This is a genomic window from Pseudoalteromonas sp. P1-8, assembly GCF_001399985.1.
Classification (GTDB): domain Bacteria; phylum Pseudomonadota; class Gammaproteobacteria; order Enterobacterales; family Alteromonadaceae; genus Pseudoalteromonas.
In genome coordinates this window covers 137,802-153,955 of record NZ_LJSO01000008.1, presented here as the reverse complement: position 1 = coordinate 153,955, position 16,154 = coordinate 137,802, and the positions used below count along the sequence as shown (strand labels likewise).

Below are 16,154 nucleotides of genomic sequence, written 5' to 3'. Positions count from 1 at the left end.
ATCGATACCAAAAAAATTATACTTCGCATATGACCCCTTTATTCCCAAAACCACTCAATACCCGAAAGTGAGACTTGCTACCAATCACTGTTTGTGACTCGTAGTTAATTTCAGTAGAATAATCAATTAAATTATCGTTGATTAAGGTTCCATCTTTAAAAAACCTCAAACTCATACTAATACAAATCTTCACTATATTGAGTTTGGTTTGTTGTGGTCACATCCACAGTCCCCCAGCAATTGCTTGGATTATTACACGCCCATACGTTGCATTGGTTTGAATTTTCACAATACCTTTCTAATAGCAGCAGTGATAAAACTATGTTCAAATTTGCCCCCTTGGAGATCTGATAGAACGCCTCCAGCAGTTGTTTTCTTGAGTTAAAAAGAGCACATCCTTGCTAACATTTACTTTCTTACGCTCAACTCAAAAATCAGGTTTTCATTTCCTTCTCTAAGGTAAGCAATTTTTACAACTCGCCCCTCTTGGATTGTATCTGAATCATGCTTTCTATTCGCAAAAAAGGTGTTTTCTGTTCCGTAATCATTGTACTTAAAGCGTACTCCATCAACAGTAAAAGCCTCTTCTCTACTATTTCTTTCAACAATTTGAATATCTTCAATAGCTCCTTCAACTGTAGAATAATTTCCAGAATCTATGCCATTAGATTTTAATACTAGGCCATAAAATGACAGTGACTGCATTACAAAAAAGCCAAATACAAATAAGAAGCCAAACCAGAAGTTAACTTTCTTTTCAAACTGTAGTTTATTTTCGTACCAGTATTTTATCTTCGGGCAGCACAATATTAGTAGAACAGAACAAACAAGTGTTAAGTAAAAGCCAATTTTGGTTCCCATAAAATCGGACTGAAAATAAAGTTCATACATTAACTAAATCTCCTATGGCTAATCTATGGGCAGAAGTTGCCGTATGAACCATGCTAGTTTCTTTTCCCCGAGCCGATATCGAACGAACACAAAATGGGTTCAGGTCTTTCTTTTTTGACCTCAACTAAAGACTGAACTGAAGTGGGTATTATAATTTAGAAGGAAAAATGTAGCTTGACCTCTTTGTAGATAAAAGCTACTTACTATTATTCTTTATTTTTAAAGCTTAAATCATTATGACAAAAAGCATCTATTAAACCATCACTATCCGCTTTATTTATTTTTGCTTCTTTAGGGAGCTCTATATGCAAATAATCATAGTTGTATTTACCTTCATCAGTCATTCGATTTAGTTTATATCCAATCATAAATTTATCACCTCCACTGTAATCTAACACTGATATGTTACAACTAGTTGTGTAGTTAATCGAAAATACTAATGAAGCTTTAGCATCTTCGAATTCATCATAGCTCGCAAATAGAGGCACTGAGAAACTATCTATTTCCCCAACGTACTTATAAAAAACTTCTTGTTTGTCAAAGGATGACCCTCCATCTGTATTGACAATTTTGACAAATGTATCAATTGTAGGCTTAATTTTTTCAAATCTAATACTTGTATTAATAGCTTTAGAAAAGAACGCATTCTCCGCATTAAACCCATAAGCTAAGCAATTTGTTGCTGCAAAGGTATCACCAGCAAAACTGAGTAACAAATCAGAATCTTCACAATATTCTGATATAGGCTGTAACGCCATGGAAATGCCGCTTTGGAATAAAAGGATAAAAATTAAATACCTCATAGTATCTCCAGCATTTAATTTGAAACCCTACGATTAGCTCAGAAAAAACTGTTACGTTTTTTGGCATAGTGCTTAACCATAATCCACGAAAGGAAAACAAGAACCGACTCCTAGCTCTGTTGAACTCCATTCAATTTTATTAAAAAAACCATAATGAAAAACATTACTACAATTGCTATAGATGAGTATTTAATGGCTTTACAAACCCACACTTTGTCTTCCCGATAGGATTCAACTTTGAACAGCTTAAAACCATGATAAATTGCACCTGTTCCGCCGTAGTAGTTTATGAAAAGCTCTTTTTTTGCGAATTTTGGAGCTAAGATAAACGAAACCATTACAAACAAAAATAAAACAGCCGAAAGTACCATCAAAATAATAAGAAAATAATCTATCATTTCACCAGTTCACATTTACATATTTATCAGTAACTTACTATACCAATAAAAAGCAAGTTATGCTCCAACCAAACTTAAACACAATCTGGTGTTTTAGTTGATAGTAAAGCACTGCATTTGCTATTTTACGCCCAACACTAAATCAGTAATCGAGGACACATGGAAGCGCCTACTTTTAAATTAACCCGTGATAACTTTAACTCAATCTTTTTTCAGACTTTCATAAAAACGAAAGTGCAAACTGAAATACCTATCTTGAGATGCGCAGTCCCTTTACCTAAAGCGCAGAAATTCAAAGCAAAATTAATCACTGGTGCTATATTCATCATTGCTTGCCACCTTGTTTGGAAAACACAATCCGGTGCAGGTGCAATTGCCGCTGTGATCATTACATATCTCAGTTACTTTTTAGTTCAAATGTTTATCGCCAATAAGCGTTACTTCATTCATGAATCCCCGTTGTGCGAAATTAAAATAAACCAAGAACAGGTTTACCTGCCTGCACTTTTATTCGATGACAGAAAACCACGAACAATTAAAAGAGAAGATTTACTTAATGTTGAGGCCGTATGGAATTTTACACGCACCAAAAGCGGCTACGATATTAACGATCCACAACCTAGGCGTGCCTATCTATTTTCTGTAATTTTTAAAACTCGCTATGGTGATTCAATTCCTTTAAATGACTGGAGCTTAGAACACCCTGAGCTCTTCAAGACACTTGTTGAGTATGATTACCCAGTCACTATGATCAGAACAGCCAAACGCGGGTCACCAATAACAGTTCACATAAAATGGTTCTTCCTATTTACCTTTATATGTACTCTCATCTACTCACTTATAAAGTATGTAATTTAGCGGACTTATAAATGTGCAATTGGCAAAGCAACTGCGAGCAAGCGCTTTGCCTTAAACTTAGGCTTTATTGTTAAACAGCATACCAGAATGATTACTAGAAGTAGGAGCAAACAAAGAGTTTATCATCGTAGAAACATTACTTTTTACGGCAAGCTGGACTGCATTTATTTCTTCATCAAGTTGTTTATTAAGCTCTAGTAACTCACTTTCTCGTTGTTCTGGAGCTAGGTCTTTGTTGCTTTTTAAACTATTAATCTTATTTTGTAACTCCTTTATTTTTACTACTAGCTCTTGTTGTGTTTGTGATGTCTTTGATTGAGCTTCTGCTTGTGGATCAGAATCAACGCCCGCTTCTTGTTGTTTAGAGCCTTGAAGGTTTATTGCTTTTTCACTTTCTGGGTTTAGCTCATTTTTATTTTGTTGATCTAATAATGGCTCTTTTAGGAATGAGGATGTGTACGAAGTTAGCTGCATAGTTTTCCTATCGTTAATTTTTTGACGTTTAGCTATAAACCTTTTGATAACAAAATAGATGCACAATCCGTACCCATTTACCACCCAACACTTTTTATGTTGCTAAGCATGTATGTTCCTTTAAAGTTAGCGATATTAAACTTTAACTATTAATCCCCTCTTTCAACAAACCAATACTAAAGAACCAGTTTTTAACTTTTAAATAACCTTTTGTGATCTCTTTTTAAACACCTGCCGTAAGCCTTATTGAAATGGACACGTCGTAACGTCCGAACATACAAAGATATAAGGAAGAACGATGAAATACATACTCCTGGCTAGCAGCTTACTTTTTCTCACCGCGTGTAGCGATGATGATGACGATAATACCGAAGTTGTTACCCCTCCCCCAGTTCAAGAATTCACTCCAAGTAAAACCTATTCTGTAACTTTAAGTGGCAAACAAGAAGTGCCAATGAATGACTCAATGCAAACAGCGACTGCAACGGTAGAGCTTGACGAAAGTTTAATGCAATTTCGTGCAACACTTGATGCAAGCTCAGTCGAAGGCTTTAGTGCAGCACACATACACGACGGCGATTTAGGCGCTAATGGTGATGTTGCTTTTGCATTTGAAGCCACTACCGATGGTATGTATGAAGTCGCAATTACCGACCTTGATGAAAGCTTGATCGCTGATTTAATGGACGGAGATTGGTACATTAACCTTCATACCGAACAATATGCAAACGGCGAACTTCGTGCGCAAATTGTGCCTGATACAACGAGTATCATCACGTTTGTTTTAAATGGCGATCAGCAAGTGCCTATGAACGACAGTGACGCAATGGGTTATGGCTATGCATCTTATGATAGCGCCACGACAGAATTACGGCTTCGTGCGGTGACTATGGGTGTTGATGACGCTACAGCAGCTCACATCCATACAGGAAAATTAGGCTCAAATGGTGATGTATTCGTGACTTTAGAACAAGACGACGAAGTCATGACTGACTGGGTTGTACCAGAAGGCACCATGATCGACAGCGACACTCTGGCAGTACTTTTAGACGGCGGTCACTATGTTAATGTTCATACGCCTGAATTTGCCGGTGGCGAAATTCGCGGCCAAATCTTAACAGACAACTATGCAGTTGCGACCTTTGACTTAAGTGGTGATCAAGAAGTGCCTATGGTCAGCACCATGGCTGATGGTGATGGTTATGCCCTTGTTGATACAACAGACTACAGCGTAGAGCTTACTGTTGTAACATCAGGCTTAGACGATGCAAGTGCTGCGCATATTCATACAGGTCGTATCGGTACTAATGGTGATGTATTAGTAGCTCTTGAACAATCAATGGACGACAGTAATGTCTGGATGACACCAAGCAACACGCAAATCAATGCGGATATTTTTGCAGTGCTGGCTTCTGGTGGTCACTATGTCAATGTTCATACACCTGCTAATGCTGGCGGCGAGCTTCGCGGGCAAATCCTAACCAGTAACTATGGCTTTACGAGCTTTAAACTAAGCGGTGATCAAGAAGTTCCTGCTGTCGAATCTGATGCAAGTGGTGAAGGTTATGCATTAATCAACATGGATAACTATGCCTTAGAGCTATTAGTAAACACAATGGGTGTTGATGATGCGACAGGTGCACACATTCACACTGGCCGAATTGGCACGAATGGCGACGTACTCGTTGCACTTGAGCAGTCAACAACTGACGCAGGCATGTGGATGACACCAGCAAATACCATGATCAACGCAGAGATATTTGAGGTACTTGCATCAGGTGGTCATTACGTTAACGTGCATACACCTGCTAACACGGGTGGTGAAATTAGAGGTCAGATCCTAACAGATAACTATCAACTCGTTACTTTCCCACTTAGTGGTATGCAAGAAGTTCCAGCCGTTGATACAATGGCATCAGGTAGTGGTTATGCCTTAGTTAACATGGATAATTACCATCTAGAATTAAGAGCGTTAACCGAAGGTGTGAGTGACGCCACTGCTGCTCACATTCATACGGGTCGTATAGGCACCAATGGCGACGTTCTTGCTGCGTTAGAGCAATCAAGCGATAACATGAACTTATGGCAAACACCTGAAAATACCATGATTAATGCAGATATTTTTGCAGTACTCGCATCAGGTGGTCATTACGTCAATGTGCATACTCCTGCAAACCCAAGCGGTGAACTACGCGGTCAAATCCTTACCGACAACTATGTGTTTGTAACCTTTCCGCTAAGTGGTGAACAAGAAGTACCCGCGGTCACAACGGATGCATCTGGTGATGGTTATGCGCTAGTGAATACCAATGATTACAGTGTTGAGCTGCAAGTACTAACATCGGGTGTAAGCGATGCAACTGCAGCCCATATTCATACTGGTGTAGCCGGTGAAAATGGCCCTGTGTTAGCTCCTCTTGTACAAGACAGTGATGACATGAATCGCTGGATGAGCAGCACAGGCTTGATGATAGATGCCGATATCTTTTCAGTTTTAGCTTCAGGCGGTCATTATGTAAACATTCATACGCCTGCAAATCCAAGCGGTGAGATTCGAGGCCAAATTCAATAACTTTATAGAGTCAGAGGCCAATATTTTTGGCCTCTTTTCGTTACTTTCCTCGCTCAATTAATCTCACAATAGCACCCCTCAGCATCTGAGTTAATAAACTGGCTATTAAAACCCGCACGTAAGTTTGCGATTACTAACTCAACAAAGCCATTCTGACTTGAACAAGCGAGTCCTTTTGATAATGGCCCTGCATACACAAGCTGTTGATTTTCTGAAACAAGTACTGCGGCAGGTTGAGCGGGTAATATTGCAGCAACCGCAGATGTTGGTTTAAGTTTTACTACTTTAATACCTTGCTCTGAAGCATAGCTGCTAAGGCTTATTATGTGCGGTTGTGAGCGCTCTGAGCATACACAGGTATTTTCATCAATAATGTACAAGGTATCGGCATTGTTGATATCAAGCCCCATACTTTGTTGAAAAGCAGGTAACCAATTTGTTGTGGCTAGCTTTTTATCTGGATCAAAGGTGCTTGCTTGTTGAGAATAAGCAAACACCAAGGCTAATGCCACAGAGGCAACCCAAAGTAGAGTTGCCATTATCAGCCATTTGCTATTTGAATTTAGCAATACCTTGCTCCAGCACATCGATACTTACATCAATTAACTGTACGCGATCGGTGAGTTTTTCAATCATCAAGTTGTCGTTGGCTTGGTTAGCAATTAAGGCCTGTGAATTATCGGCAATAGCACGCGTATTACCCGCTTGATTTTGCACTACATGAGCAACCGACTGTGAGCTACTTGCAGCAACATTCACCTGCTCTGTCATCTCGGTAATTTGCAGTTTCATCTGCGAACTAATTGCAGATAACTGCTCTATAAGCGCAACACTACCCTGCATCGACTTAGTTGATGAGGCGCTGTTTTGCATCAAACTTTCAAGCGTATTGGTTATTTTATCCGTCGTGTTTTTACTGCGTGTTGCCAAGTTTCTAACTTCATCAGCCACTACCGCAAAGCCGCGGCCTTGTTCACCTGCACGCGCAGCTTCAATTGCAGCGTTAAGCGCAAGTAAATTCGTTTGCTCAGCAATTGACGAAATTTCATTGAGTAATTCTGAGATATGCGAACATGCACTCACCAGTTGGCCTATGTTTTGATCTGCTTCTTGAAGGTTATTAGCAAGCTCAGCCGTTTTGCTGTCTGTATTCGCCACCTCATTTAATGCCTCTGTGGCACTTAAATGGAGCTGCTCAAATTGTGTTTGCAGTTCATTACTCTCTTGTTCCACATGAGCAAAGCCTTCGGCGACTCGTTCACCTGACTGCGCGATATCCGTCGATAACTGCTCACGATGAAGTGCTTGCTCATGCAATTCGTCGTGTACTTCAAGTAATTGTTTAGACTGGTTTTTTAAAACACTACTTTGGCTTTGAACATCACCAATCACGCTCGATACAAAACCTAGTAAGCGGTTAAAACCCGCCACGGCTTCACTGTGGCTATCATCCGCTCTTAAACTAATGTTAATGCTGTTTTCATCGGCCATTATTTGCTCTGTTGTTGTGCTTAACGATAAGCCAGAACTACGTTCACGGTGTAGGGTTTTTGCAATGTAGCCGGCTACAATTGCTTCAACAATGGCATACACGGCATGGATAAGTACGGTGCTAAAATACAATCGATCTGGGTCAAAAACGTATAAACCGACTTCGTTTATCTGTAAAAAGTAAAAGCTCAAATGGTGAACTGCCACAAAAGCAAGTGCAGTAATAAACACGCGCCATTCAACAAACATGATCAACACGGCCATTAAAATAAATATTTCAAAGTGAACTTCAATTAGGCCGTAGCTTTGTTGGATGTGTAAAAACGAAAACATCATGCAACCGGCAGCCACAACATGGGCTGTTAATTTGCTCGTTGGATATTGATGGAGCATCCAAAGCGGTAAAGATAGCAATAATAAACCGGTTACCACACCGGTAATTAGGGTCGAATAGATAAAACCTAAAACTAAAGATTCAACAAACAATAAAAGGAACAAATAAGTAAAAAGGCGGCGCACACTCGTCATAGATAAAGCCTTAATCATTAAATAATTTACAAAAATACAATTAATCGAGCCAATACGGTTTGATGCGCGTCATGGTTCACTTTATTAATTGCAATAATGCCCTAAATTGATCGGTCCCTGCTTTTTCTAGCCATTGAAATATCACACTTTCTGTACAAGTAATAATAGCACCTGCTGCCGATAGCTGCTTAATTGCCAACTCTTTGTGTTTTTCGTTGCGTGATGCAATGGCATCTTCCACTACAAACACTTGGCAACCATTGGCAATTAAGTCTAAACATGTTTGCAGTACACACACATGCGACTCTGTACCCGTTACCACTATTTGCTTACGGTTAGAGCCAGCCAATAGGTTGTTAAATTGAACCTCTTGGCATGCGCTAAAATGTATTTTGTGATAGCAGTTAGTGCCAGTTATAAAAGGTAAGAGCTGTTCACTACTTTTACCTAACTTGGTTGGATTTTGTTCGGTAAATAAATAGGGAATATCTAAAGCTTTAGCTGCTTTTATTAACTTTTCGGTCTGATTAACAGCTAAACCAAAGTCGTTAATTACCGGTTCAAGCCCTGCCTGAAGGTCAATAATTAATAACAAGGCATTACTTTTTTGGCTGATAAATGAATGGCACATCACGTTCTCAAATTGCTGATAATTGAACTAGTTATAGCATAGGTTTCAGTTTCAGCACCAAGTAGACCTTATTACTATTTTTTCTTTTCAGAACCATTAATTACGGTCATAATTGTGCTATATTTTGTTAAAAATTATGCGCAAATAATAATTTAGGGTTAATCAGTCAGTGCCTAAACTTTTTCTTTTGATTTTCAGTTTGCTGTTCTTCACGCTCTCCTCTTCAGCGTTGGCACAAAACTATGCTTTGCAAATGCAGCGTATTTCAACCGATGAAGGACTTACGCAAGGCAGTGTAACTAAAATCGTGCAAGACGATTTAGGCTTTATCTGGATTGGTACCTACCAAGGCTTAAATAGGTATGATGGTTATCAGGTAGCGCCTTTTGCTGGAGAGTACATGCTCGATCAGCGACAAATTACCGCAATGCATAAAACTGACGACGGAAACATTTTCGTCAGCACTGAGTTTTCAGGTGCTTTTCTAATAGACCCAAAAACGCTAAAAGTTGAAAAAATCTATTCTGGCAAACTAGACCCTGAAGATGTTTTCTTTTCGCCTATTTTAGCAATCACTGAAGACGATCACTTTTTTTACTTCGCTATTGCCCAGCACGTTTATTCATACAACAAGCAATCAAAAAAGTTTTTGCATGAGTTTTCTATTAATAAAGAAGAGCACATTGTGCGGGCACTCACCCTGCACGACAACTTTTTATATATCGGCACATCAAATGGGCTTTTTTCAAAAAACCTTGCAGATGATCATATCTCGCATATTCCGCTAACCGATAAATCTCAGGTCACCGAAGATAATAAAAACGTAAAATTTTTAAGGGTCGATGCGCAGCTCGGCTTATTTGTAGGCACTGTAGAGGGCATGTTTGATATCCCTTTTAACGCTAACCGTTTACTGGCATTTGATAAGGTAAGGCTGTTAATCCCTAACTTAAATATTTGGGATTATTCTGTTAGCTCATTCGGTGAATATATCGTCACAGAAAAAGGATTGTTCGAATTTAATCGCCAAACCATGTCAGTTGAGTTCATCTTAAACTTTGAACAAAGTAAGTTTTTAATGTCTGACAATTCAATTCAAGATGTAATGATTGATAAAACTGGCTTGCTGTGGCTTGCATCCCGCTCACAAGGCGTTTTCACATGGTCAACACTAGCAAGACGTTTTAAACACATTGAATTAAAAAATAACCAAGCTCGCTTCAATAATAATGTCTGGTCGGTATTACAAGATCAAAATGATACCGTTTGGATAGGTACAGATAATGGCCTAATGAAGTACAACCAACTTACTAAAGATATTACACCCTACTTAGTTAGTAACGATGAAAAAGCCTTTCATGGTGAGCATGGTATTTATGGTATTACTGAAGCTAACATTGATGACAGCAACCGTTATCTGTGGCTAATGAAATACATAGGTCTTGCCTTGTTTGATAAACAGACAGGCAAATTAGTGCCTATAAAAGGCAATGCTGAGACCATGCACCTCATAAATTACGGCCCTAACTGGGGCTTTCGTGCTATGGGTAATGATCAATTTGCATTTTTAGATGACCAAAATTTTTATAAGTACAATGGTAAAACAGGCGAACTTTCAACAATTAAAGGACTAAAAGAACAAGTTGACCTAGTTAATGCCCATGCTTTTTTAAAGCCACTGCCAGACCACCCCGACGAATACGTACTGAGTATGTCTGGCAAATTGTACCGCTACAATGAGCAGACTCAAAAGTTAACACTGATATACCAAACAGAAAATTATAACCCATTAGCGTTCACTACCATTGATGACTGGGTGATGGATTATAACAACACCCTGTGGCTTGGCTCAGCTGACGAAGGGCTTATTGGCATCGATGCTAAAACCTATGAAGTTAAACATCGTATTAATATACAGTCTGGCTTAAAAGCTAAATCTGTTTTTGCATTGCAAATAGATCGTTTTGGCTTTTTATGGTTAGGTACTCAAAATGGTCTTTACCGCCTTGATTTAAGCTCCTTAGAACTTGACCGTTACTTTATTCGCGATGGTTTAGCCGTTAATGAATTCAACATTGATGCCGACACCACCTTACATAACGGACAACTTGCATTTGGTAGTACCCGAGGCGTACTTTTACTTTCACCAGAGGACTTTTTATCGTCGCCTGTAGAGGCTGGTAATATAAATACCGAAATTACCAATGTATCTTTGCTTTCGCGAGAGCTTAACTACCATCCATATAAATATGTAAATACGCCTCTGCAGATCACTTATGATGATATGGGCTTAGCAGTCACCTTTTCTAACTTTGATACCATTAATAAAGATAAAACATCGTATCGAGTGACCCTTGATGGGCCAACCTCACTGCAATACGACAAGCTAACAACCAATGAGGTCTTTTTCACCAAATTACCGCCTGGTAATTATGTGTTATCAGTGTCGTCGTCAACCGAGTTAAGCGATGCAATATCAGCGTCTAGGCAACTAAGATTTAATGTTGCACATGCACCTTGGTCATCTCCTGCTGCAAAAGCAAGTTATGTCATTATTGTTTTAGCTGTTTTGTTTTTCCTATTTTGGCAATACCGTGCTCGCCAGCAAATGATCGGCCGTGCTCATGCAGAGGCAGTAAAATCACAACAACAAACCGAACTCGCTTTAAGTAGTACTAAAAGTGGTGTTTGGGAGATTAACCTAGTAGAACAGTTTTTAAGAACGACCCGCTTTTCTGCTGAACTGGGCTATGCCGAGTATAAAGATGGTATAAGCCTCAACAAGTTTGTGAGCTTAGTCCACCCGCACGATCGCAATAATGTAACTAGCCAGTGGCAACTATTTTGTAAGCAAACAAATAACCAACAATGGAATACCACTTACCGTTTAAAACATAAAAATGGTAACTGGCTTTGGTACGAAGACATTGGTCGTACTATTGCAACCGATGAAAAAAACCGCCCATTAAAAATAACCGGTATTTATACCAATATTACAGAGCAACGCGCTAATGCCCAGCAAGCCAGTGTCCTCGGCGAAGCATTTGGGCAAATAAACGACTGGTTGCTAATTTTAGACAATCAACTCAAACCATTTTCTGCTAATGCCAGTTTTGGTGAAGCATTCGCCACGCCAAACAATGTTGCAGAGCTTACTAGTCGCGACTTTATTGCAGCCATAGGCCGTGCAAAATACCTTGAATATATAGACGTATTAAAAACACTTAAACCCAAGCAAAACTGGAAAACAGAAGCTGTTATTCGCACGCTAAAAAGCCCTGCACACCCAGTTCATATTAGTGTCACGGCTGTAGCCAAGGAAAACCAATCAATTAGTCATTATGTAATTGTAATTTCAGACTTAACAGAGCAAAAACGCGCTGAAGACGATTTGCGTTATTTAGCAAATTATGACCCGTTAACGGGCCTGCCTAACCGCTCTTTAATGTATACAAAAATTAGCAACTGTATAAATAACGCCAAAAAATACAATAAACTAGCTGCATTATTATTTATTGATTTAGATAAATTTAAACCAGTAAATGATTCATTCGGGCACGCTGTCGGCGACCAATTACTTTGCGATATCACGCAAAGAGTAAGCCTGATGTTACCCGAAAACGCCGTAATAGGCCGTCAAAGTGGTGATGAGTTTTTGGTTCTTATTAAAGACCTTCACTCACCACAAACACTCAGTGATCTCGTTAAAAAACTCACTGAAGAACTGGCAAGCAAGGTTATAATTGACGACTTTTCAATCAACATTTCAGCAAGTGTTGGTGTCGCTCTTTACCCATTTGATGCGAAAACAGCAGATGATTTAATTAAAAATTCAGATATAGCCATGATGCATGCTAAGCAATCTGGCCGTAACAATTTTAAATATTTCACAGAGCAGATGAATAACCAGCTTACCAAAAAGCTGTTACTTGAAAATGCCTTGAAAGATGCGTTTAAAGACGATGAGTTATTTAATAACTATCAGCCTATTGTTAATGCTAAAACTAAAAAAATAAACGGCGTTGAGCTTTTAATGCGTTGGAAGAACGAGCAAGGTTTTGTGTCACCTGCCGAATTCATTCCTATTGCTGAAGAGATAGGTCTAATCGATGCGTTGACTGAGCAAGCACTTGATAGAGCATTAACAGAGCTGCTGCCAATGCTACGTGCTAACCCACAGTTTTATTTATCATTAAACTTGTCGCCAACGCATATTTTAAAATCAAACTTAACTGAACGCTTATTACTTATTTTGAATAATCACATGGTTAAGCCTGTGCAACTGCGTCTTGAAATTACAGAAAATACGCTTTTAGAAGATAAAGAAAAAGCTTCTAAACAGCTGCAAAAACTTAAAAATGCCGGCTTCAAACTATTACTTGATGACTTTGGCACAGGTTACTCGTCACTAACTTACCTAAGTCAATTCCCGATTGATGTGATCAAAATTGACCAAAGCTTCGTGCGTAATATCGGCCAAGATAAAAGTAATGAGTCAATAATAAAAACCATCCATGCGTTGTCATCGAACTTAGGCTTATATTGTATTGCTGAAGGAGTTGAGACTAGCGAGCAAATCAGTTTCTTAACTGAGATGGGGTGCGAAGATTTACAAGGTTACTACTTCGCAAAACCCATGTTGGCCGATGACCTCATTGCAGAAAGTACGATTCAGGCAATCATTGATCGACTAAACGCGCTTTAAACCATTTATTCAGACAGCGATAAAGCTCATCTTTATTAATGGGCTTCGAGATAAAGTCATCCATCCCAGCTACAAGGCAGCGCTTTTGGTCGTCTTCAAAGGCGTTCGCCGTAATAGCAATAATGATAGCTTCGCCATACAGCGCAGGGTTCTGTTTAATTGCTTGTGTACATTGATAGCCATCCATGTGGGGCATTTGGCAGTCCATCAATATAATATCTGCCGTAAAACTTTTAAGCTCTTCAAGTGCCTGTAAGCCATCGTTTGCCTTTTTGATAGTACACTGGGTGTCTTGCATCATTTTTTGCAGCACGATTTGATTTACAGGGTTATCTTCAACAATTAATACATTTATGCCACTAAGTGTTGGCTTGTCTGTACTTTGTTCTGCAGTTGCTTCTGCATCGCTTACCATCACTGGCACAATAATAGTAAATTCACTCCCCTCACCTTCTTGGCTCACTAAAGAGAGCTCTCCATCCATCAACTCTATAATTCGTTTACTAATGGTGAGCCCGAGCCCAGTACCACCATATTTTCGTGTGGTCGATATATCGGCTTGGGTAAACTCTGTAAACAATTTGGCCTGTTGATTTACTGAAATACCAATGCCTGTATCACGAATTGATATTTCAAGAGCGCCATCGACCATTTGGCAATGCATGTTTATTTCACCTGACTCCGTAAATTTACCCGCATTGCTCAAAATGTTATTGATTACTTGACTAAATCTCAGTGGATCTAAACGGATATACTCAGGTATGTTGTCTGCAATGCTCAATTTAAATTTAACGCCAGATTTGACACTGGTGCTACTAAAAACTTTGGCTAATTGTGCCAGTAAGGCTTTAATTTCAACAACACGGTCTTCGAGTTTAAGAGCGCCCGCTTCAATTTTCGAGAAATCTAAAATATCATTTAAAATCAACAATAAGTTATTAGCACTTTGATGGATCATCGCCAGCTCATCACGCTCAGTTTCGGGTAGTTTAGGGTTTTCTAATAGCAGTTGAGTCATGCCTAAAATACCATTGAGCGGGGTGCGGATTTCATGGCTCATGTTCGCTAAAAATTGCGACTTAGTACGGTTGGCTTGATTCGCTAAGCGAACAGCTTCGACTAGCTCATTCGTTTTATCATTAACTTGTTGCTCGAGCTGGGCATTAAAATCGGTCAGTTTGTTATTCAACACTTCGTTTTCGTGATTCGCTTGATGCAAGCGATTAAAATTAAGCGCTAGCTTATTAGCTAAACTCGAAAACTGCGACTGCAAACGACTCACTTCTAGCCAAGTTTGTGGTAAGTCGGTATCTGTGATTGCCCGTTCAGGTTCAAATTTGTCGATTTGTTCAGCTAACTTTTCGATAGGAGCAATTAACCAGCGACTTAATTGCGTGATAAACACACTGGTTAATAAAATAATAAACAATATCATCACCAAAGACTGACCCCATGCACTCACCGCAACATTGTTGGCATGTTTGCGATTGAGCATGGTCATTACAATCCAGTTATGCTCTGTTGAGCGAGCTTCTCTGGCGTAAAACTGCTGCTCGTTCTCAGCATCAAACATCTTAAAACGAGCTTCGTCTGCAAACGAATCTATTTCTTCATCTGTTAATTGTTGTAGCTCTTTAAAGTCATCTAATGTGCTAAATACCACTTTGTTGCTGGCATCTAAAATCAACAACTCGCCTTGGTGACTAAATAGACTGGGCCTGAGGCCTGCAAAATAATCAAACATCAGTGAGCCTTCAACGACGCCAGTAAAGGTATCTTCAATATAAATCGGTGCTGATACTGCAACTATAGGTAAAGAACCAAAACCGCGGCCCTTAAATATTGTTGAGATATAACCAAGCTCATTATTAGGTGCATTTATAAAGTAATCTCTATCTGCCACATTGGCGCGAATGTTTGACTGCTGCAAACTAATCGCTAACGATTGTGGATAAAAATGAGTGACATCAGCAAGAGCATCAGCAATTATCTGTGTTCTAAAATCAGGGTATAGGTTTGCCATATTTTCAAGAGCAATTTGACGAGGGACACCGTTGGCAATGCTTCTGGCAGTGAGTACCACCCCTTTTTTATTATGATCAAGGTGAGCATCAATGGTGCGTGCGATTTCTTTGGCTTTTTCTTTTAACTGCGAATTTATCTCATACTCAATGCGCGCATAATGGTTATTGGTTAGTACTACAGAGGTTAATATGACTACCAGCACAACAAGTAAAGTAACAACATAGTTAAGTATTTTATAGAGCGACGAATAATGTTTATGCCACGAATAACGGCTAAAGAAGAAGCTCAGTAAATCAATAACAGATAAGTAAATTGCCGCATTTAAGCAGTACTTAGCAAGTGCAATAGCAATCGTTAGAATTGGTAAACCTAAAAAGAAATGGCCAAAACTCCAAAGTAGTGGCAGGCCTATCACTAGCCAAAATAGCATGCCTCGTAAAAATACCGGCCGCGCTTTTGATAAGCAGTATAACTGTAAGCAAATAAGCTCAAGTGCAAATACTATGGACGGCCACGCATGCCCCCAGCGGTAAAAAATAAACCCTGTACTTAAAATAAAGGTGATTATTGCAAACCGCCAACCAAGTAGCAGCAAGCTTAGGATCACAAAAAACTGACCAAGAAGAAATTCTGAGCTATCTAAAAACCAAATTGGTAATAAATTAACAACTCCCGCAATACAACCAAGCAGTACTGCGGCTAAAAAGTTGAAATATGAAGGCTTATTTTGAAGCAAAAAAGGTATCCTAACTTCATAGTGATACCTTTAAATTAAAAG

10 protein-coding genes are annotated in these 16,154 nt (G+C 39.2%); 3 read left to right on the top strand and 7 right to left on the bottom strand.

All coding sequences use genetic code 11. The annotated features are described in order from the left end of the window. Positions 1 to 408: 408 nt before the first annotated feature. Together AN213_RS12895 and AN213_RS12890 are read right to left on the bottom strand one after the other, a co-directional pair. On the bottom strand, positions 409 to 891 hold the full coding sequence (locus AN213_RS12895; RefSeq protein ID WP_055198792.1) for a hypothetical protein: 483 nt from the start codon (positions 889 to 891) through the stop codon (positions 409 to 411). A gap of 206 nt (positions 892 to 1,097) precedes the next feature. After that, positions 1,098 to 1,694, bottom strand: coding sequence for a hypothetical protein (locus tag AN213_RS12890; protein WP_150114718.1), 597 nt, complete (start codon positions 1,692 to 1,694; stop codon positions 1,098 to 1,100). Positions 1,695 to 2,251: 557 nt separating this feature from the next. Between AN213_RS12890 and AN213_RS12880 the strand changes: the two genes are divergently transcribed. Continuing rightward, positions 2,252 to 2,950, top strand: a complete 699-nt coding sequence (locus AN213_RS12880) for a hypothetical protein (protein WP_055198789.1) — start codon at positions 2,252 to 2,254, stop codon at positions 2,948 to 2,950. 57 nt (positions 2,951 to 3,007) lie between these two features. On the opposite strand, the gene AN213_RS12875 is transcribed toward AN213_RS12880, so the two are convergent. Then, positions 3,008 to 3,424 carry a hypothetical protein gene (locus AN213_RS12875; RefSeq protein WP_054562460.1) on the bottom strand — a complete coding sequence of 139 codons (417 nt, stop codon included), beginning with the start codon at positions 3,422 to 3,424 and terminating at the stop codon, positions 3,008 to 3,010. 298 nt (positions 3,425 to 3,722) lie between these two features. On the opposite strand from AN213_RS12875, the gene AN213_RS20085 reads away from it, so the two are divergent. After that, entirely contained in the window at positions 3,723 to 5,996 is a 2,274-nt protein-coding gene (locus AN213_RS20085) for a CHRD domain-containing protein (protein ID WP_095209755.1), read from the top strand. 53 nt (positions 5,997 to 6,049) lie between these two features. On the opposite strand, the gene AN213_RS12865 is transcribed toward AN213_RS20085, so the two are convergent. From AN213_RS12865 to AN213_RS12855, 3 genes are all read right to left on the bottom strand, one after another. Further along, on the bottom strand, positions 6,050 to 6,535 hold the full coding sequence (locus AN213_RS12865) for a DUF6436 domain-containing protein (RefSeq protein ID WP_095209754.1): 486 nt from the start codon (positions 6,533 to 6,535) through the stop codon (positions 6,050 to 6,052). A gap of 13 nt (positions 6,536 to 6,548) precedes the next feature. Further along, the gene (locus AN213_RS12860; RefSeq protein WP_055198787.1) at positions 6,549 to 8,015 is read right to left on the bottom strand and encodes a methyl-accepting chemotaxis protein; all 1,467 of its coding nucleotides are present in this window, start codon (positions 8,013 to 8,015) and stop codon (positions 6,549 to 6,551) included. 76 nt (positions 8,016 to 8,091) lie between these two features. Further along, positions 8,092 to 8,646, bottom strand: coding sequence for an isochorismatase family protein (locus AN213_RS12855; RefSeq protein ID WP_055198786.1), 555 nt, complete (start codon positions 8,644 to 8,646; stop codon positions 8,092 to 8,094). 253 nt (positions 8,647 to 8,899) lie between these two features. Between AN213_RS12855 and AN213_RS12850 the strand changes: the two genes are divergently transcribed. Then, positions 8,900 to 13,351 (top strand): EAL domain-containing protein, encoded by a 4,452-nt coding sequence (locus AN213_RS12850; RefSeq protein WP_095209753.1) that lies wholly within the window; start codon positions 8,900 to 8,902, stop codon positions 13,349 to 13,351. On the opposite strand, the gene AN213_RS12845 is transcribed toward AN213_RS12850, so the two are convergent. Then, a complete protein-coding gene (locus tag AN213_RS12845) occupies positions 13,326 to 16,112 on the bottom strand; it encodes a response regulator (RefSeq protein WP_236702927.1) in 2,787 nt (928 codons plus the stop codon). The genes AN213_RS12850 and AN213_RS12845 overlap by 26 nt on opposite strands. Between the last annotated feature and the right edge of the window lie 42 nt (positions 16,113 to 16,154).

Coding starts and splice junctions, on each gene's coding strand:
- AN213_RS12895 (WP_055198792.1), bottom strand. CDS start 891: ATGTATGAACTTTATTTTCAGTCCGATTTTATGGGAACCAAAATTGGC.
- AN213_RS12890 (WP_150114718.1), bottom strand. CDS start 1,694: ATGAGGTATTTAATTTTTATCCTTTTATTCCAAAGCGGCATTTCCATG.
- AN213_RS12880 (WP_055198789.1), top strand. CDS start 2,252: ATGGAAGCGCCTACTTTTAAATTAACCCGTGATAACTTTAACTCAATC.
- AN213_RS12875 (WP_054562460.1), bottom strand. CDS start 3,424: ATGCAGCTAACTTCGTACACATCCTCATTCCTAAAAGAGCCATTATTA.
- AN213_RS20085 (WP_095209755.1), top strand. CDS start 3,723: ATGAAATACATACTCCTGGCTAGCAGCTTACTTTTTCTCACCGCGTGT.
- AN213_RS12865 (WP_095209754.1), bottom strand. CDS start 6,535: ATGGCAACTCTACTTTGGGTTGCCTCTGTGGCATTAGCCTTGGTGTTT.
- AN213_RS12860 (WP_055198787.1), bottom strand. CDS start 8,015: ATGACGAGTGTGCGCCGCCTTTTTACTTATTTGTTCCTTTTATTGTTT.
- AN213_RS12855 (WP_055198786.1), bottom strand. CDS start 8,646: ATGTGCCATTCATTTATCAGCCAAAAAAGTAATGCCTTGTTATTAATT.
- AN213_RS12850 (WP_095209753.1), top strand. CDS start 8,900: ATGCAGCGTATTTCAACCGATGAAGGACTTACGCAAGGCAGTGTAACT.